General features: G+C 33.5%; 15 protein-coding genes. 9 read left to right on the top strand and 6 right to left on the bottom strand.

Annotation, left to right across the window (positions count from 1 at the left end; translation table 11 throughout):
- From PLA12_08065 to PLA12_08045, 5 genes are all read left to right on the top strand, one after another.
- A partial coding sequence (locus PLA12_08065; protein ID HOQ32454.1) for a F0F1 ATP synthase subunit alpha occupies positions 1-941 on the top strand: 941 nt, incomplete at its 5' end.
- Positions 938-1,813: an ATP synthase F1 subunit gamma gene (gene atpG / locus PLA12_08060; GenBank protein ID HOQ32453.1), complete on the top strand. Its 876-nt coding sequence runs from the start codon at positions 938-940 to the stop codon at positions 1,811-1,813. The genes PLA12_08065 and atpG, both read left to right, overlap by 4 nt.
- Before the next feature lie 10 nt (positions 1,814-1,823).
- Positions 1,824-3,224: a F0F1 ATP synthase subunit beta gene (gene atpD, locus PLA12_08055; GenBank protein HOQ32452.1), complete on the top strand. Its 1,401-nt coding sequence runs from the start codon at positions 1,824-1,826 to the stop codon at positions 3,222-3,224.
- On the top strand, positions 3,221-3,643 hold the full coding sequence (locus tag PLA12_08050; GenBank protein ID HOQ32451.1) for a F0F1 ATP synthase subunit epsilon: 423 nt from the start codon (positions 3,221-3,223) through the stop codon (positions 3,641-3,643). Before atpD ends, PLA12_08050 begins: the two co-directional genes overlap by 4 nt.
- Positions 3,640-4,776, top strand: coding sequence for a class I SAM-dependent rRNA methyltransferase (locus PLA12_08045; GenBank protein ID HOQ32450.1), 1,137 nt, complete (start codon positions 3,640-3,642; stop codon positions 4,774-4,776). Before PLA12_08050 ends, PLA12_08045 begins: the two co-directional genes overlap by 4 nt.
- Positions 4,777-4,792: 16 nt before the next feature.
- On the opposite strand, the gene PLA12_08040 is transcribed toward PLA12_08045, so the two are convergent.
- Positions 4,793-5,701: a cation diffusion facilitator family transporter gene (locus PLA12_08040; protein ID HOQ32449.1), complete on the bottom strand. Its 909-nt coding sequence runs from the start codon at positions 5,699-5,701 to the stop codon at positions 4,793-4,795.
- A gap of 58 nt (positions 5,702-5,759) precedes the next feature.
- Here PLA12_08040 and PLA12_08035 point away from each other — a divergent pair, with 58 nt between their 5' ends.
- A complete protein-coding gene (locus PLA12_08035; GenBank protein ID HOQ32448.1) occupies positions 5,760-9,431 on the top strand; it encodes a S8 family serine peptidase in 3,672 nt (1,223 codons plus the stop codon).
- A gap of 7 nt (positions 9,432-9,438) precedes the next feature.
- Here the strand turns inward: PLA12_08035 and PLA12_08030 are convergent, their stop codons facing one another.
- Entirely contained in the window at positions 9,439-10,728 is a 1,290-nt protein-coding gene (locus PLA12_08030) for a sulfatase (protein ID HOQ32447.1), read from the bottom strand.
- Positions 10,729-10,746: 18 nt separating this feature from the next.
- A complete protein-coding gene (locus PLA12_08025) occupies positions 10,747-11,274 on the bottom strand; it encodes a hypothetical protein (protein HOQ32446.1) in 528 nt (175 codons plus the stop codon).
- 25 nt (positions 11,275-11,299) lie between these two features.
- Between PLA12_08025 and PLA12_08020 the strand changes: the two genes are divergently transcribed.
- The 3 genes from PLA12_08020 (at position 11,300) to PLA12_08010 (ending at position 15,379) form a co-directional block, all read left to right on the top strand.
- Complete coding sequence (locus PLA12_08020; protein ID HOQ32445.1) at positions 11,300-12,079, top strand: HAD-IIA family hydrolase; 780 nt, start codon at positions 11,300-11,302, stop codon at positions 12,077-12,079.
- 299 nt (positions 12,080-12,378) lie between these two features.
- A complete protein-coding gene (locus PLA12_08015) occupies positions 12,379-13,917 on the top strand; it encodes a tetratricopeptide repeat protein (GenBank protein HOQ32444.1) in 1,539 nt (512 codons plus the stop codon).
- 13 nt (positions 13,918-13,930) lie between these two features.
- On the top strand, positions 13,931-15,379 hold the full coding sequence (locus PLA12_08010; GenBank protein HOQ32443.1) for a hypothetical protein: 1,449 nt from the start codon (positions 13,931-13,933) through the stop codon (positions 15,377-15,379).
- Positions 15,380-15,390: 11 nt separating this feature from the next.
- Here PLA12_08010 and PLA12_08005 read toward each other — a convergent pair whose 3' ends face one another.
- From PLA12_08005 to PLA12_07995, 3 genes are all read right to left on the bottom strand, one after another.
- Positions 15,391-16,698, bottom strand: a complete 1,308-nt coding sequence (locus tag PLA12_08005; protein HOQ32442.1) for an SO_0444 family Cu/Zn efflux transporter — start codon at positions 16,696-16,698, stop codon at positions 15,391-15,393.
- A gap of 68 nt (positions 16,699-16,766) precedes the next feature.
- A complete protein-coding gene (locus PLA12_08000; GenBank protein ID HOQ32441.1) occupies positions 16,767-17,366 on the bottom strand; it encodes an ABC-type transport auxiliary lipoprotein family protein in 600 nt (199 codons plus the stop codon).
- 2 nt (positions 17,367-17,368) lie between these two features.
- Positions 17,369-18,358, bottom strand: a complete 990-nt coding sequence (locus PLA12_07995) for an MlaD family protein (protein HOQ32440.1) — start codon at positions 18,356-18,358, stop codon at positions 17,369-17,371.
- Positions 18,359-18,394: the final 36 nt, after the last annotated feature.

Here is an 18,394-nt window from a genome sequence, read left to right as displayed (position 1 = left end):
ATGTGGCTATTGGACAAAAACGCTCAACAGTGGCACAAATTGTCTATGACCTTACAAATTATGGTGCGATGAAATATACAGTCATTGTTTCTGCAACGGCTTCAGAACCTGCACCTATGCAATATTTAGCACCATTTGCAGGTTGTGCCATTGGAGAATATTTCCGTGATAAAGGAAAGCATGTCCTCATTGTTTATGATGATTTATCAAAACATGCCAGTGCTTATCGGCAAATATCGTTGTTATTGCGAAGACCACCGGGAAGGGAAGCCTATCCGGGCGATATTTTCTATCTCCACAGCCGTTTGTTGGAAAGGTCTGCTTGTCTTCATCCATCTAAAGGAGGCGGAACCTTAACGGCCCTTCCTATTATCGAAACACAAGAAGGAGATGTTTCCGCTTATATCCCAACGAATGTGATTTCTATAACAGATGGGCAAATATATTTAGAATCATCTCTGTTTCATTCAGGAATACGACCTGCTATAAACCCTGGAATCAGTGTTTCTCGTGTAGGTGGTTCCGCACAAACTCCGATTATGAAAAAAATTGCTGGAACATTACGCGTCTTAATGGCTCAATACCGTGAATTGGAGGTATTTGCTCAATTTGGGAGTGAACTTGATGAATCTTCAAAGTCTCAATTAGAAAGAGGGAAAAGGCTTACAAAAATTTTGGTTCAAAATCGTTTCCAAACACTTCCCTTAGCGGATGAAATTATCATTATTCATGCAGGTATTTCTGGAAAACTTGACAATATATCTATAAATGCTCTACCCCGATTTGAAAATGAATTAATCGCCTATATAAAAGCAGAAAATCCGTCCCTTTATGAATATCTCGGTTCCAGTAATAAATGGACAAATGAAATACAACAACAACTGGACGATCTTATTCTGCATTTCCTTTCAGAAAAATGGCGGGAAGGGAAAGATTTATGAGTAGCATTCAAGATTTGCGAAATAAGATAAATACCATAAAAAATACACAAAAAATAACAAAAGCAATTAAAATGGTTGCTACGGTTCGTCTTAAACGAGCCCAAAATGAACTACTTATTAGTCGAATCCTACCTAATGAATTAAATAAATTATGGCAACACCTTAATACTTTACCAGACTTTCAACCGAATCATCCTTTAATTTCGTCACGGCAAACAATTCAAAATATTTCTCTTTTAGTTATTACGAGTGACCATGGCTTGTGTGGTGGTTTTAATACAGCAATTGTTCAAAAGACAAGAGATGTATTGAAAAATATGTTTGCAGGTAAAAATATAAATTTAATTTCTTTAGGTAATAAAGGTAATAACGCATTAAAATATCATCATATTCCTGTAAAGAAATCTTATAATAACTTTTTTGAGGATTATTCACTGAGCAAAGTATCTTTATTAGTCCATGAATTATCAAACGATATTATAAACGGTAATACGGATGCTGTTTTCATTATTTACACAAAATTAGGACTTTCATTTACTACAAAAATAGAAATCGAACAACTGTTACCTCTTAGCATTAAAGGGATAGAGGATAATCCTAAAAATATAAAGAAATATAATTGGCTTGTTGAACCTAACATTGATGATGTTGTAACCCGAACCTGTGAATTATTTTTAATTTCTGAGATGCATCGCATTTTTCATGAATCCTTAGCCTGTGAACAATTAGCCCGAACACAAGCCATGGAAGTAGCGACAAAGAACGCAGAAGAGACCTTACAGAACCTGAAAATAGTTTTTAATAAAACAAGACAAGAACTTATTACAAAAGAGATGTTAGAAGTAATAGGTGGAACAGAATCATTAGAATAGGATTTAGATTATGAATAAAGGACATGTAATAAAAATAAGTGGTCCCGTTGTTGATGTTCGCTTTGAAGAAGGTGAGTTACCTTCAATATATACAGCATTAGAAATTACAACGGATGATGACCGAAGAATTGTTTTAGAAGTTATGCAACATTTAGGAGATAATACTGTCCGAACAATTGCTATGGAGAGCACGGATAAGTTGTATCGAGGAATGGAAGTTATAAATCTTGAGAAACCTATATGCACTCCGGTAGGGAAAGAAGTGCTTGGTAGGATTTTAAATGTAGTCGGAGAACCTGTAGATGAACTGGAACCCATAAATGCTACAGATTATTGGTCAATCCATAGGAAAGCGCCAGAATATCGAGATATAAATCCTAAAATGGAAATTTTTGAGACTGGTATAAAAGTAATTGATTTGTTAGCCCCTTTTCCTAAGGGAGGAAAAATTGGACTTTTTGGAGGTGCAGGTGTGGGAAAAACGGTTTTAATTATGGAGTTAATTCGTAATGTTGCTATAAAACATGGAGGTGTCTCTGTATTTGCAGGTGTGGGAGAACGAACAAGAGAAGGAAATGACTTATGGTTAGAAATGAAACGTTCCGGGGTGTTAAATAAGACTGCATTAATATTTGGACAAATGACAGAACCTCCGGGGGCAAGAGCAAGGGTTGCATTAACAGCGTTAACAGTAGCAGAGTATTTTCGCGATACAGAACAACAGGATGTACTCTTATTTATAGATAATATCTTTCGTTTTACACAGGCAGGTTCAGAGGTTTCTGCTCTTTTAGGTAGAATGCCCAGTACGGTCGGATACCAGCCCACATTAGCTACTGAAATGGGGGAACTTCAAGAACGAATTGTATCAACGACACGAGGCTCTATTACTTCTGTACAGGCTGTATATGTCCCCGCAGATGATTTGACCGACCCCGCTCCTGCCAATACCTTTACACATCTGGATGCTACTATTGTTTTATCTCGTAAAATTGTAGAAATGGGTATATACCCGGCAGTTGACCCATTGGATTCAACCAGTCGTTTATTAGACCCGCGTTATATAACGGAAACTCATTATAAAATTGCACGCGAAGTTCAGCAGGTATTACAAAGATATAAAGACCTTGAAGATATTATTGCTATTCTTGGCATGGAAGAACTTTCAGATGAAGATAAACAGATTGTTAATCGTGCAAGAAGAATTCAGCGATTTTTTTCTCAACCTAACTTTGTCGCCGAAGAATTTACAGGAATGCCTGGAAAATATGTTAGTGTTGATGAAACTATTGAAAGTTTCTCAGAATTACTTTCAGGGAAATATGACCACTACCCTGAATCAGCGTTTCTTTATTGTGGAAATATTCAGGATGTCCAAGAGAAAGCGAAACAAATGGGATTTTCTGCATGAGTTCTTCCACTTTTACATTACAGATTTGTTCATTAAATATGAAACCGATTACCTTAGAATCTACCGCGGTATCTCTACCTGTAATTTATGGAGAAACAATTACTGTTCTACCGGGACATACTCCTTTAATTACGGCTCTTGACATAGGTATCGTTTCTATTCAACAGGAAGGAACTACCAAACTTTTTTTTGCTGTAATGGGAGGGATTGCCCAGATAACTCAAAAACATGTCGTCATATATACAAATGCTTATGAGGAGGGAAAAAATATTCCTGAGGATGAAACAGGATTTAATCAATGGAGTAAAGGCGTTTCTTATGAAAAGAAAAAAGATGAGGAGCGAATTCGGTTTTATCTCCTTAACACAATAAAAGAATGGCAAAAAACATATAGAACAGGTAATTTATCAAAATCATGAATAAACATATTCCATCTGCGTGGATTAAAGAAAATGAAGAAAAAAGGATATTGCGGGGGCATTTATGGATATTTAAAAATGAAATACAGAAACACGAACCTGTTAATGATGGAGATATTGTTGATATATATAATTCAGAGGGGCGTTTTATTTGCAGAGCATTTTTTCAAGAAGATGGGGGTATATTCGCCCGTGTATTATCTTATCATCAAGAGGAAATAAACACCCATTTTTTCTTAAAGAGGTTATCAACAGCCCTAAATCTGAGAAATAGATTATTTGATGGCTCTGATGTTTATCGCTGGATACATGCAGAAAGCGATGGGCTTCCAGGACTTATTATTGACAGATACCAGTCGTTGGTTACCATACAGTTCCAATGTAATTTTTACAATGTTTACAGTCATTATTTATTGGAGGCAATAAAAAGTTTCAAGGGCATCCGATATATATATAACAAACAAAACGAGGAATTGTCTTCGGATATACCTGATGAAATTATATGCAGTCTCAATAAACTCAATATTATTGTTCCTATTAAAAAAGCCCAAAAAACAGGGCTTTTTCTCGACCAGAGACTTAATTATCTTTACTCACAAAAGTATACAAGGGAAGCAAAAGTTCTTGATTGTTTTTGTTATGTGGGATTATGGACCTCTCACAGTATCCAGGCTGGAGCAAAACATGTTGTTGGGATAGAGTCTTCAAAAGAAGCCATCGCTATAGCAGAAAAAAATTTGGAGTTGAATAAATACAGTAATTGTGCAGAATTTTATAATATGGATGTTGATGAATATTTTCAACAAAATCCCCAAGAAGAATTTGACGTTATTATATTAGACCCTCCTGCGTATGCTAAGAAAAAGAACGATTTCAAAAAGGCATTCCTGAAGTATCAAAGAATCAATTCTTTTGCATTGAGACATATAAAAAAAGGGGGTTTTTTAATTACCTGTTCTTGTTCTCATTTTATTTCACCTAACGATTTTAGGGAAATTATTAAAAGGTCATCAAGAAATGTAGCAAAAGAAATCCGATTATTAGAATTTCATGGGGCAGCACCTGACCATCCTGAAATTTTAATCATGCCTGAATTGTCATATCTTAAATGTGCTATTTTTCAAGTTTTTTAGTTTATTTTTTAAACATCTATGTCTGTTTTTTTTCATAAGGTTCAATGTGAATCAAAACATCTACAACATCTTGTCCTTTTTCTAAAAGTGCATGCTTTACTTTTCCTGCTATAATATGTCCATCAGAAACAGACATTTGAGGGTCTACCAACACATGCAAATCTACTGCAATTCCTCCCCCTATATGACGACTTCTTATCGCATGGATACTTTTTACTCCTTTTATAGATAACGCAATTTCTTTTAATCGAGACATTTCCTCCTGTGAAATACCACTGTCAACCAGAATTTTAAGCATAGGAAGAATTATCCGATATGCGGAGTATATAATCAGAACACATACTATTAAAGCACCTATAGGGTCTAATATGCTATATGCAGGATTAATCATAATTCCAATTCCTGCAATTACCACAGGAATTGAACTCAGACTATCCGAACGATGATGCCATGCATTTGCGATAACAGCAGTTGAATGTATTTTCCGACCTACAAACACAGTATATTGATACAGTGCTTCTTTTGAAACTACAGATATAAAGGCGACAATTGTCATTGGTAAAGAATAAATAGTTTTCTCTTTATCAAACTGAATAATAGATTTAATAGCCTGAAATCCCAACAATATGCCAACCAATCCAAGCAAAAGACCAATAAATATTGTTACCAGCATCTCTATTCTTCCATGACCATGGGGATGGTCTACATCAGCAGGTGCTGTCCAAAAGGGTTCTCCAAATATCACAGCAAGGTCTGTTATCCCATCAGAAAGACTATGTATACCATCTGCAATAAGGGCTTGACTTCGAGTAATATAACCTATACAGACTTTTAGAGCAACAAGTATTACATTAATTAAAAAACCTAACCATGTAACTTGGGTTAATTGCTTTCTATAATTCTTATCGTAGTGGGTTTGTGGCATAATTTAGGAGTGATATTTGTTTTTTATATAACTTCAAATTGTAAAGTATTATTATAACATGAATATTTACTGCTCTTTTTCAAAAACGAAAATTTTTAATACTTCGTTCTTAATTATATTATTTATTATACACAATGCTGCTTTTACAGAGCGTATCCCGGTTATTATTGAACTGAATACCCTTTGTGGCGTTGAATTTTATTCTCAATTAAAAGATGCAAAGACAACATCCACTGAAAAAATTATAAGTCTTAAAAAACATATAGAAAAAATTAAAAATGAACAAGAATCTTTCATAAATAAAATTTCAAAAAAGAAAAGTATAGATGAAACCATACTTTTTACTGTTCAAAAAGTATTTAACGGTATTGGGGCATACCTGGAACTTGACCATATTCGTGAATTACAAAATGATTTTGATGTAAAGGCAATTCACCCTTTATCCCGTGTGAGTATTAATTTATCAAAAAGTTTACCTTTTATAGGGGCTCCTTCGGTATGGAGTAATTATAAAACCACAGGAAAAGGAATAAGAGTAGGTATTATTGATACGGGAATTGATTATATACATAAAGATTTTGGTGGTTCAGGGACACAACAAGATTATGAAAATAATGATACAACTATTATAGGAGATGTTCCATTTCCTACAACTAAAATAGCAGGTGGATATGATTTTGTGGGAGAAGACTATGACCCTGAAGTATTTGGTAAAAATATCCCTATTCCCGACCCTGACCCATTTGACCAGAATGGACATGGAACACATGTTGCTGGTATTATCGGTGGATATGGAGTATTGAATAGTGGGGCAACTTATACATTTGATTACACGCAACAAGTTATCAGTTATCCTTTTTTCGTTTATCCCGGTGTAGCCCCAAAAACAGAACTTTACGCTTTAAAGATATTTTCTAAAGCACCTAAAAGTGAAATATTAATACCAGCCATCGAATGGGCAATTGACCCCAATCAGGACGACGACTTTTCTGACCATCTGGATATTCTAAATTTATCTTTAGGTGAAGATTTTGGTTTCTCAGATACTCCTGAAGCAATTGCTTGTAATAATGTATCATCAGTAGGTATTTTAGTCGTTGTTTCTGCAGGAAATAGAGGAGATGCTTTTTTTTCGCTTGGTACACCTGCTTCAGCAGAAAGTGTCATTGCTGTTTCAGCCTGTGAAGATGCGGATTCATCTTTATCAGGAAATATACCCTCGCGTATTGCTTATTTCTCTTCACGAGGACCTGCCATGTATTCAACAGGCAAAATTGTTTTAAAACCGGATATATCAGCCCCTGGAGTACATATTTATTCTGCGAATTTAGGTTCTAATCCTATGAATCGTCTTAGTTCTGGAACATCCATGTCTGCTCCCCATATTTCAGGACTTTCCGCTTTATTAATGGAAATAGAACCTGAATTAACAGCTCAAAATATAAAAACAATCTTAATCAATAACGCTACATCTGATACCTGTCTATATAAAAATGGAGAAATTATTTATGCCCCTCCACAAATAGGTGGAGTTGGTAGAAACAATTTTTCGAACAATATAATTACCGATTTTTTATTTTATGATAAAGATAACCCTAACACAGTCTCTCTTACATTTAGTACTCAGGAAGTATCTGACTCTATAACCGAAGAAAGATGGATTCGTATTGAAAATCGCTCAAAACAATCTAAAAGTTTTGAATTATCCTATTTATCGAGAACAACTGTTTCCGGTGTCGAAATTGTTTTACCACAAAATATTTCAGCACCAATCAATCCGGGTTCTTATGCAGACCTACCCGTTATACTAAATATAGATATGTCTTTATTAAAACATGATAGAGACCCTTCCCTTGATTTCCGTTATAACGAACCCAATCGTTCATGGATTAGTGAATTGAGCGGAGTACTTTCTTTACGAGACACAACAAATAACAATACTTTGTATCTTCCTTTATATGCTCAGATTCAACCGATTTCAGACTTAGGGTTCTATCCGTCGTATTTAGATTTATCTACATCCAATACAGAATCCATATCTGTTCAAGGTAGAGAATTATATACGGGAGAAAATTTCCCTTATGACTTAACTTCGTTTATATCCTTTTTTGAATTAAAAGGTATAAGTAAAAAACAGGAAAATCTTCCTGAATACATGTCCTGTGCAGATATTCAATATTTAGGAATTACTGATAACTTAACTTATTTACCTGAAAATAATATCGAAGATTCTTCAATCTACTTTTTAATCTCTACTTATTCGGCTTGGAGTTCTCCAAATCAGGTAAATTTCACAATCTATATTGATGCCAATAATGATGGTAAAACAGATTATTCTCTTTATAATTCTACAACTTATTCTGGAAATAATCCTCCCCCATCTTCTGATTATTTTGTTTCTATTCTCTCTAATTTAAAGGATGATACTAAAATACAACACCCCTTGAATATTTTTAGTGCTTCTGAATTCGATGTCAATTTATTTAAATCCAATGTAATGGTCCTCGGTGTTAAAGCAAGTGATTTAAAATTAGATAATGATAATAGCACCATAGGATTTTTTTGTGAATCAAGATTCATAAAAGATATACCTGTAAATACTGACCAGATACCAGAACAAATTCCTACACAACCTAAAAAAAGATTCATATATAACTTAAAAGAAAAATCTATCCATATACAATCCAACGCTCTTACAGATGTATTTTCCTTTGCGAAAAATAACATCTCTTCCAAAATATCTATTTATAATGAAAATTATTTTACATTTAAGACTTGTGGTTTGCTCTCTTTTATTACACATAACCCTAAAAACAAGAAATTACAATTCATTCCTATCATTACTTCAGGGGATACAGATGGAGACGGCATTCCCGATATTATAGAAGGAATTGAAGATATAGATGGTGATGGTATACCCAATCTTGTTGACCTTGATAGTGATAATGACGGAATCCCTGATAATGTAGAAGGAACAGAAGATAAAAACAACAATGGAATTCCAGATTATATTGACCCTGAACCTGTAATAGAAGAAGGGATTGCTGATGGCGAAGGTCTTTTTGAAGGTAGTTATGAGGGTATTTCTGAAGGTCTTGAAGAAGGAGTAAATGAAGGTATTTTAGAAGGCATTAAGGAAGGAACAGAAGAAGGCTATATAACAGAAGGAGAAATTGAAGGGGTATTTGAAGGAATAAATGAAGGTGTTTTGGAAGGTATGGAAGAAGGAACTGAGGGAGAAATTGAAGGGATAAGTGAAGGTGATTTAGAAGGTTTTGTGGAAGGTGAACCTGCATACGAAGGAATTCTTGAAGGTATGCTGGAAGGAACAATTACAGAAGAAGGTTTATTAGAAGGGAATACGGAAGGTGAAATTAGTCCCATTATTGCTTCTCCGCCTTTTAATGTAACAGCATCAGATGGTTCTTATTCTGAATATGTTCTTGTGGAATGGGAAATGGAAGATGATACGAATAAATATATATTTGAAATTCTAAGGAACAAAGAGAACGATTGTAATACTGCAATTTCTATAGGAACAACCTCTCTTCCCTATTATTATGACTATACTGCAGAGGTTCCTTTGATTAAAAAAGGATTTTCCTGTTTCGCTAATAAAACAATCCCTGTCGTTTATTATTACTGGGTTCGTGCACGAGAAAAAAATGATGCAAACAACAATACCTGGTCTAATTGTAGCATTCCTGATAAAGGTTGGCGGGGTAAATAACCATTTTTTATTCTAAATAACCCATAGAACGAAGAATTTCCAAATCTTCATTTGATAATTTTTTAATATCTTTTTTGTTATTTATAGGGGTGTTTTTTGTCCACTTTTCAATTATACTTTGCATCTTTGAAACTTTTTCTGGATACTTTTTTGCCATATTGTTTATCTCTTTAGGGTCTTCATTAATGTTATAGAGTTCTTTTTGATTGCCTTTAACAATTAGTTTCCAATCCTCAACTATAACTGATTGCATTATCGGACCGGATTTTTTCATTAAAGACCGTAAAATAGGTATCTTTGGAACTGCACCGCCATAAGTTTCAATTACCCGAACTCTTTCTTTGTCTATACTCTCATTCAACACATCCATTCCTAACATACCTTTACTTTTTTGTATATTGGCTATACCTAAAATTGTAGGACCTATATCAATTCCTCTTACAGGTATTTCTGTTCGTCCTGGTTTAATTTCTGGAGAAACAATGATAAGAGGTATTCTTACTTCATTCTGATATAGTTTTCTCCCATGACCTAAGTAATTATGCTCATACAAACTTTCTCCATGGTCGGCAACAAAAACAATTGTGGTATTCTCAGGAATATTTTCTAATAAAATACCGATTTGTTCATCGGTAAATCTTATTTCTGAGTCATAAGACTTTACTGTTTTGTATGTTTTTTCGTTTTTTCTCCCTTTTTCTTCATGGTGAACATTGTATTTTTTTCGAAAGTGATATGGTGCATGAGGGTCGCTGTAATGCACCCAACCGAAAAAAGGTTTATCTTCAGGAAGTTTTTTTATTATATCAATACACTTTTGAGTTACTTCATCGGCAATTCGTTCAGGGGAAAAAATGCCCCACCTTTTTACATGAAAATCATCATCATAAATATCAAAACCTTTCTTCAATCCACTTAACTTTGCTTTTAGTGTCCAATTACTCTGTACACAAAAAGTAAAATACCCCTTATCTTTAAAAAGTTCTGTTATAGATATGTCTTCCTCCGAAATACCCAATCCGTTTCTTGTTACGCCAATTGTCCTGGGGAATTTAGATGTAAACATAGATGAAAAAGAGGGACATGTTAGTGGAACTTCGGCAATACAATTATCGAAAACAATACCTTTCTCGGCAAGTTTATCAATATTCGGTGATGTCGGATATTCATAGCCATAACAAGACAAATGGTTTGCCCGAAGCGTATCTACGGATATAAGTAATATGTTCGGGTAATTATTAACATCCCCTGAATTTTGGGTAAATACACACAAATATATAATTAAACTAATATACATCCTGTATATTTATATTTTTCATTTTTTTATGATTACAGGTATCTCTGTTGCTAAATTTTCTATCTCACCATTTTTGCTTTTAATTTTAACGGGTGAACCATCCTTCGTGTAGGTCATAAATTCTAATTTATAATTTCCAGATGGTGCTTCAGAAGGAACATCTACTTTCAAAACCCATATTCCATCATTTGCTTTTTTATCTGGTTCTACCCCATCATCTCTAAGTTTAAGTTTTATTCTGGGGTCCTCTTTTATTACCGCTTCGACTTTTTGGATTAAATGATGTTTATCTTTAATAACTGCTTGTATGATTGCAGTGTCTCCGGGTGATATTTCTTCAGGAATAATCTCTGCTGTTTTTATAGATGGTTGTCCTGCTATAGTTCTACAACCAGAAGATAATAAGAGCAGAATTATTACCACAGTCATCATACTTGATATATTTATCATTTTCATTTTTCTATCTCCCACAAATTCTTTTGGTGTTATAGTAAAAGTTTGGTAATATATCATCATCTTTATTTCATTGATTATACCAAATGTCATAATAAAATATACCTGGAGTTATAAAATGAGTAATATCGCCAATAAAGTTGTAAAAAATTATCTAATTGATATGGATGGCGTATTGGTAAAAGGGAATACAGTTATTCCTGGTGCCAATCAATTCATTGAACGATTAATTGAGAAAAAATGTAAATTTTTAGTTCTTACAAACAATCCTAAATTTACCCCTGAAGACTTATCTCATCTATTAAAAGTGCATAAACTTGATATTCCTTATACTAATATTTTTACCTCTGCTATGGCAGTAGGAACGTTTTTAAAGATGCAGAAACCCAATGGAACTGCTTATGTTTTAGGTGAAAGTGGACTTACTACCGCAATTCATCAGGCGGGTTATGTTATTACAGAATATAACCCCGATTATGTAATTCTGGGAGAATCTTCTAATTTCAATTTTGATCAGATTACAAAGGCAGTCCGATTAATACGCAATGGGGCAAGATTTATCGCAACAAATCCAGACCCTTTAGGTCCAACGGAATCAGGGATTGTTCCTGCTTGTGGTGCAATGGCAGCTTTAATAGAAAAAGCAACTGGCAGGTCTCCTTTTTATATCGGAAAACCCAATCCATTTATGATGAGAAGTGCTATGAATTATTTAGGTGTGCATTCGGAAAATACGGTAATTATAGGAGACCGTATGGATACAGATATTGTAGCTGGGGTTCAAACAGGTGTTGAAACAATACTTGTTCTTACAGGAGTAACAAAAATAGAAGATGTAGAAAAGTATCCATATCGTCCCACGAAAATTGTAAACTCTGTTGAGGAAATAATCCCATAAATATTTATGCTTAATATATACATATAAAGTTATAATTTTGTAAAGTAATTTTATACAATATAAAAAGGAGAACAAATATATAAATGCGTTTAGGTTACTTGGTTATAATGGTAAGCATTACTTTACTAATTACTTTTATAACAGTGCCTTCCCTATTCTTTCCTAAATGTAAGTTTTGTGGAAAGCGTAATATTATTAGTAGAACTCATTGTAAATACTGTAACGAAAAAATTGAACAGGATTATATATCCATGCTTAATCAAACCGAACAATCTCACAAAGATTTAAAGGAATAATATATGTTCCAATGTCCATTTTGCAGTAAGCCCATAAATGAAGATGCAAAACAGTGTCCCCATTGTGGAGCACCTATTAAAGCATCTGCAGTACCTATTCAGACAAAAACAGAAACAAAATCCACAGGTATCTGTCCAAATTGTAAATCTCCAGTTAACAAAACCGATATAATTTGTATCTATTGTGGAACAAACCTCTTGACAGGTACAAAAATATTAGCAGAACCACCCAAAGAGAAAAAAAGCGTTTTACCTTCTATAAATAAAAAATATTTTTTATATGGGCTCTTTGTTATCCTTTTACTCATATTAGTAGGTGTGGGAATCATATATCTGACTTATGACCCTATATCAAGTGCAATCAACCTTAGTCGCACGAATGTTTTGGGTGCTATTGATATCTTGCAGAAATATATCGCGAAAAATCCGCAAAATCTTCGTGCTCATTCAGTTTTGGGAAAACTCTATTTAAATAATAACCAGATAGATGAAGCACTGACGGAATTCGATAAAGTTATAACCCTAAATGACAAAGACAATGATACTATCTGGCTTGCTTTACTTGCTTCCTCAAAAAAGAATAATAAAGAACAACAATTGAAATATATAAAAAAATTAATTGAAAAATACCCAGAAAGAAATGATTTAAAACTTTTAAATCTTCTTGGAGAAGGTAATATCTCAAATATTAATAATCCTGAACAGTTATTTTCTTCATCTGCGAACTCAGAAATCAACAAAAACGGTATAATTGCTCTATTACTTTCTCAAGGGAACTATAATGAGGTATTGAATCTAACAAAGATTGCAGATGTATCTCCCAAAACCGCTTTACTTCTTTTGATTTTGTCTGAAAAGATGAAAGATGAACAAAATAAGCAAAAATATCTCGAAACCATTCAGACAAATATCCAAGAATTAAGTGATGCGGAAAAGGCTTTTCTTGCATGTCAGATATTAAAATCTGGTGATACGAATAAAAGTTTGCAATTATTGCAGTCCTTAACAAATAGGGAAAAAATTCCAGCCGTACTTAACTATTTATACGCATTGGCCTTACTTAATTCGGGACTTACTACAGAAGCCATTATAGAATTAGAAAAAATTAAAAATTCAGAAGGAAATTATTCCAATGACGCCTCATTAGACCTGGCATTAATATATTTTCACCAAGATAATGTAACCAAAGCGACTGAGTTGATACAAAATATAAAGAATAAAGGACAACAAAGCCCTCGTTGCTACCTTATTGAAGGGAGAATTGCATTAGCTAATAATGACCCCACTTTTGCTCAACAATGCTTTGCAAATGCAATTCAAAAAGACCCGAACTATGCACCGGCTTATTTAGAAAATGGTTTGCTTTATATTCAAAGAGGGGTCCTTTCCGAAGGCTTAAAACATTTAAAATCATATATACAGATTGTAAAAAATACAATTCCCAATTATTCAACTGCGGAAATCGAAGTTTTAATTGAACAAATAGAACAAACCCTTGTAAATAATCCAACACCATCTCAAACGAATGCTACAACACAATAAGGATTGTACCGTTATGAAGAAAACAATATATAACTTTCTCTTTACAATCTTTTTCCTTCTTATCTCGTTTACAGCCTATTCATGGGGACCTACCTCTCAGATTTCGATAGTAAATAATGCAATACATCTAATTGACAAAGAATTAAATGCATCGCTAAAGAAACTGGAAAATGAAATTAAAAACGGAGTAGCTATCACAGACGAAACTTTTTATATGATAATTCCTGCTGCAAAAACAGACCCTATTCAAGCTATCGAGGCAGAGATGAATTTATTAATTGCAGTAAAGCCGAAAAAAATAGACCCTTATTATGCTTTCCGTCTTGGTGTTTTGGGGAAACTTACAGCCCAAGCAACCTCTCCCCTACAGAATGCGGATGCTACCATACGAATTCTTTATAATTCTGATGTTGAAAAAATGATAGAAAATGTCTCATTGCGAACAACACCCCGTCAAAAGGTAAACCCTTCTGTATATTTTGCACAACTCAAACGACAAATTTTATCAAGGGATAAGATATTTGAACAGGAATATAAATCCAATATCGGTTTTAAGGGAACTGCATCTACTACTCTTTCTGAGTGTGTAAGTATATCATTAAATGCTGTGGCAGATGTGTGGTTTAGTATTTTAGTTCCAGGACAGGTCGTAAGCAATGTAAGTGAGATTACCCTTAAGGATTATGCCCTGCAAGGTGGACTTTTCTATGCGAAAAGAGGAAATGTAGAAGAGATAAAAGCCAATATCCAAAAACTTAATGATTTGGTACCTTTTACAGAAGATATGTATATTCAAATAGCCGATGTTCTTATCGGAATGAATATTAATGAAATTGCAATTGAGTTATACAAAAATGCTCTGGCTTTAAATCCCAATCGTAAAGATATTTCAAGGAAAATAGCGGATTTCTATGTAGAAAAAGGGAATAAAGCCCTGGAAACAAAAAAATTAGAGGAAGCCTTAGAATTATTTAATAATGCTATTTCAGCAGACCCATTACATCCAGATGCTGAAAGATTACGACTGGAGGCAGAGCGTAATATAAAAGAACGGGATGCACGATTAGCACAAACGAAAGAAGCATTAGAAAGAGCAGAAAAATTACAAACCACAGCAGAACAAGAGGCTTTAACTGGAAGAATTGCTGAATCTATTGTTCTTTTAAGGCAAGCCTTAGCTACTTATGATGAAGTATCTGATGAATTCCCGTTAGAAAATCAACAAAAAAATAAAGGGATTCGTATTGTCAATGCAAGAATTCAAGAACTGAAAGGACAATTATTAGAAAGTGCCAAGAATTTTTCTGGAAAGTATCCTAATTTTGATTTAATAAATTCCTTAAACCTGATAAATAACGAAATCTCAAATATTGTTATTAAAGAAACCATTAATAATAGTTTTCAAAGTGGTGTTAAATCTCTATTGCAAGAACTTCCGCCAAATATTTTAGAAGTAAGATAAAAACCCTTTATTTATTGACAATTGCAATTACATAATATCTTATTTTCAATTATCTCTGCGGAATACCCTTCTGTATTGAGTACCTGTTTAATTTCTTCAAAAGAGGGATTTCCATAAATAATTGCTGTTTTATCTTCAAGGGATACATTAATATCTACAACATTTGAAATATTTTTTATTAATGTTGTAATTCGTTGTGCACAATGATTGCATGTCATACCATTGATTCTTATTTTCATATATCTATCTGTGTGTGGTACTTCTTTTGTCTCTTTTTTCATATACATCCATGGGTCTATATTCAGGAGACCTAATACTAATATGAGAACAAATAACAATAATGACGATACCTTGATAGGACTATAAAATACTCCATGCGAATGTTGAATATGTGCTACATGGGAAATATCAAAAAATGGGTATATATTAACTAAATAATCGAAGGTTATACCAAAGAATAGAGCAGAGAATATCATAGTCAGTATATATATAATTACCGCTTTCTTGCCTAAAAACTGCTTAACCACGGAAATTGTTGCAATATTTGTTGCGGGTCCTGCTATAAGAAAGGCAAGAGCCGACCCAGGAGTTGCACCTAAATAAATAAGACTCAAAGCAACAGGAATAGATGCTGTCGCACAAACATAAATAGGAATACCCACGATTATCGCTATAAATATTTGCAATATTCCGATATTCATAAAATTGGTAATAATACCAGGAGGTATAAAGGTGGTTATTATACTGGCTATAAGGATACCGAAAATAAGTGTTCGAGAAATTTCATGGGGTAATGTTATAAAACCATAGTGAATACTTTCAGAAATGAGATGAAATATATTTCTTTTATTAATACTTATATCATTATTGTTTATACCGTTATTTTTTTTCAATTCATCGGTTTCCTGTTCTATTTCTTTTTTACTTGTCCAATAGTAAACAGAACCTCCTAAAAGGGCTGTTACTAACGCTATGAAAGGTCGGTATATTGCCATGGGTAAACCCAACAAAGCATAGGTAGCCAGTATAGAATCCACACCTGTTTGGGGAGTAGATAAGATGAAGGATAACATTGCTGGAACATTAGCACCCTGCTTTCTTAGGGAAGCCATCACAGGAATTACTCCGCAGGAACATAAGGGTAAAGGAACTCCTATCATGGCACTTTTTATGATAGGTGAATAACCTTTACCAGCAAGATGTCTTTGAACCCAAGATGTTGGAATAATTTGTGATAGAATCCCAGCTACTAAAAATCCAAATAGCAGATAAGGAGCCATTTCACTAAGGATATATATGAAATTATATATAAAAAGCATTTTAATTCTTTCTATCTCAAACAGTTATTTTGTCTTATAAATAAAACAAAAAAATATTCGATTATATTCTATTTAAAATCCGCTTTATTGATTTCTTTTTGTATCTGCTGGGATAATTCTGACAAAGCGTTGTTCATTGCATCATTAATTTGTTCTTTTTCTTTATCAAACTGTTCTTCCACTACAAATGCTTTATTGAATACTATCTTACTTGTTTTTGCATCCCTAATTCTTATATTTATGGACACAACAACTTTTTCTGAATTATTTTCTCTTACACAGTAAAATTGTTCTATTTCCCCCGTTAAAATTAAATCTGGATTTTTAACTTCTATACTGTTTGATACATCCTGAAATCTACCGGTTTTTTCAATAGATTTAATTAATAATCTTTCCACAACTTCAACGGGATGTTCTGCCCATTCTAATCCTTCTCTATAATAAATTTTTCCCTGTTCTAAAAAGGTTACAAAATTTGTAATTGACCTTGCATTTTCCAACCCTCGTATTGCAAGAACTAACCCGGTATACTCTCCTTTCATTTCCGTTATACTGGGATTGATATAGTATTTTACTAAATACTCTGTTTTTACGGGTGTCAAACATCCCCAAAACCCCATTGAAAACAGGCTTATTATAAAAGTACTGATAATAATTCTTTCTTTCATATTTATCTTCCCTCCTTGTCTGATGCCTTACCTCTTATAATAGAAGAAGGATTTTTGCGAATAGATTCAAGTAAATTTCTCAGTGATTCCAATGTATAATTAATCTCCTGTAAAGTTTTTTGAAACGAAAACTCTATGTTATCTGCTTTATAAGAGGCTGTATTCGTAATATTCTTTAACTCATTGACCAAGCCATCAACATTTTTGGATAGATTTTTTATTTCCTCTAATGCAGAGTTTACATTGTCCTGTGTTTTTTGAATATCCAATTGTTCTGCTTTGTCTGTGATAACTGTAACAAGTTTATCCGCTTTTTCAGATAATTGTTTTATTTGATTAACAGTCTGTTCTCCCGTATCCATTGTTTTGCTTATCTGAGGTTCTATTTTTTCTATTGTTGTATTAATATTTTTGACAGTTTTTTGCAAATCATCTAACAGTGTTTCTCCCTTTTCTAATACTCTATCTACCTTTTTCGTTATCTCTGTTATATCTCCTGATTCTATACCTTCCAGACCCGTTTTTACAGAATCTAATATATTTTTCAGGTCATCCATCAGTTCTTCAATTCTTGAACTTACTGCTGAAATAGTAGAACGACGCGCTGGTATTTTACTTCCTGGGGGAAGTACGGGAGATTGAGGATTCCCACCACTTAGGGAAATAGCCATTGTTCCTGCTGCAAGGCTATAAATTACTATATTGGCTTCAACTCCTTCATGTAGAGTTACCTTTTTACTGTCTATGTTAATTACAATAATCGGTTTACCTTCCGAACTTACTCTAATTTCCTCTACTTTACCGATTGGCACACCTAAATATTCAACAATCCCTCCCTCATATACACCTAATACGGACTCATCAAATTCAATCCAGTATCTAACACCATAATTACTATATTGACCCGACACAAAATAGACAATGAGCAAGGTTATTAGCAAACATATAAAAAGAAATACAAATACTTGAAATTTTTGTTTTCGTGTAGCCACTGTTCTACCCTTGTGATTTATTATATGAGAAATAAT

It is taken from the genome of Candidatus Hydrogenedens sp. (assembly GCA_035378955.1).
Taxonomy (GTDB): Bacteria; Hydrogenedentota; Hydrogenedentia; order Hydrogenedentales; family Hydrogenedentaceae; genus Hydrogenedens.
This window is presented reverse-complemented; position numbering and strand designations above follow the sequence as displayed.

What these genes read in the sequence shown, in the direction of transcription:
- atpG (HOQ32453.1), top strand. Translation starts at nt 938, where the DNA reads ATGAGTAGCATTCAAGATTTGCGAAATAAGATAAATACCATAAAAAAT.
- atpD (HOQ32452.1), top strand. Translation starts at nt 1,824, where the DNA reads ATGAATAAAGGACATGTAATAAAAATAAGTGGTCCCGTTGTTGATGTT.
- PLA12_08050 (HOQ32451.1), top strand. Translation starts at nt 3,221, where the DNA reads ATGAGTTCTTCCACTTTTACATTACAGATTTGTTCATTAAATATGAAA.
- PLA12_08045 (HOQ32450.1), top strand. Translation starts at nt 3,640, where the DNA reads ATGAATAAACATATTCCATCTGCGTGGATTAAAGAAAATGAAGAAAAA.
- PLA12_08040 (HOQ32449.1), bottom strand. Translation starts at nt 5,701, where the DNA reads ATGCCACAAACCCACTACGATAAGAATTATAGAAAGCAATTAACCCAA.
- PLA12_08035 (HOQ32448.1), top strand. Translation starts at nt 5,760, where the DNA reads ATGAATATTTACTGCTCTTTTTCAAAAACGAAAATTTTTAATACTTCG.
- PLA12_08030 (HOQ32447.1), bottom strand. Translation starts at nt 10,728, where the DNA reads ATGTATATTAGTTTAATTATATATTTGTGTGTATTTACCCAAAATTCA.
- PLA12_08025 (HOQ32446.1), bottom strand. Translation starts at nt 11,274, where the DNA reads ATGACATTTGGTATAATCAATGAAATAAAGATGATGATATATTACCAA.
- PLA12_08020 (HOQ32445.1), top strand. Translation starts at nt 11,300, where the DNA reads ATGAGTAATATCGCCAATAAAGTTGTAAAAAATTATCTAATTGATATG.
- PLA12_08015 (HOQ32444.1), top strand. Translation starts at nt 12,379, where the DNA reads ATGTTCCAATGTCCATTTTGCAGTAAGCCCATAAATGAAGATGCAAAA.
- PLA12_08010 (HOQ32443.1), top strand. Translation starts at nt 13,931, where the DNA reads ATGAAGAAAACAATATATAACTTTCTCTTTACAATCTTTTTCCTTCTT.
- PLA12_08005 (HOQ32442.1), bottom strand. Translation starts at nt 16,698, where the DNA reads ATGCTTTTTATATATAATTTCATATATATCCTTAGTGAAATGGCTCCT.
- PLA12_08000 (HOQ32441.1), bottom strand. Translation starts at nt 17,366, where the DNA reads ATGAAAGAAAGAATTATTATCAGTACTTTTATAATAAGCCTGTTTTCA.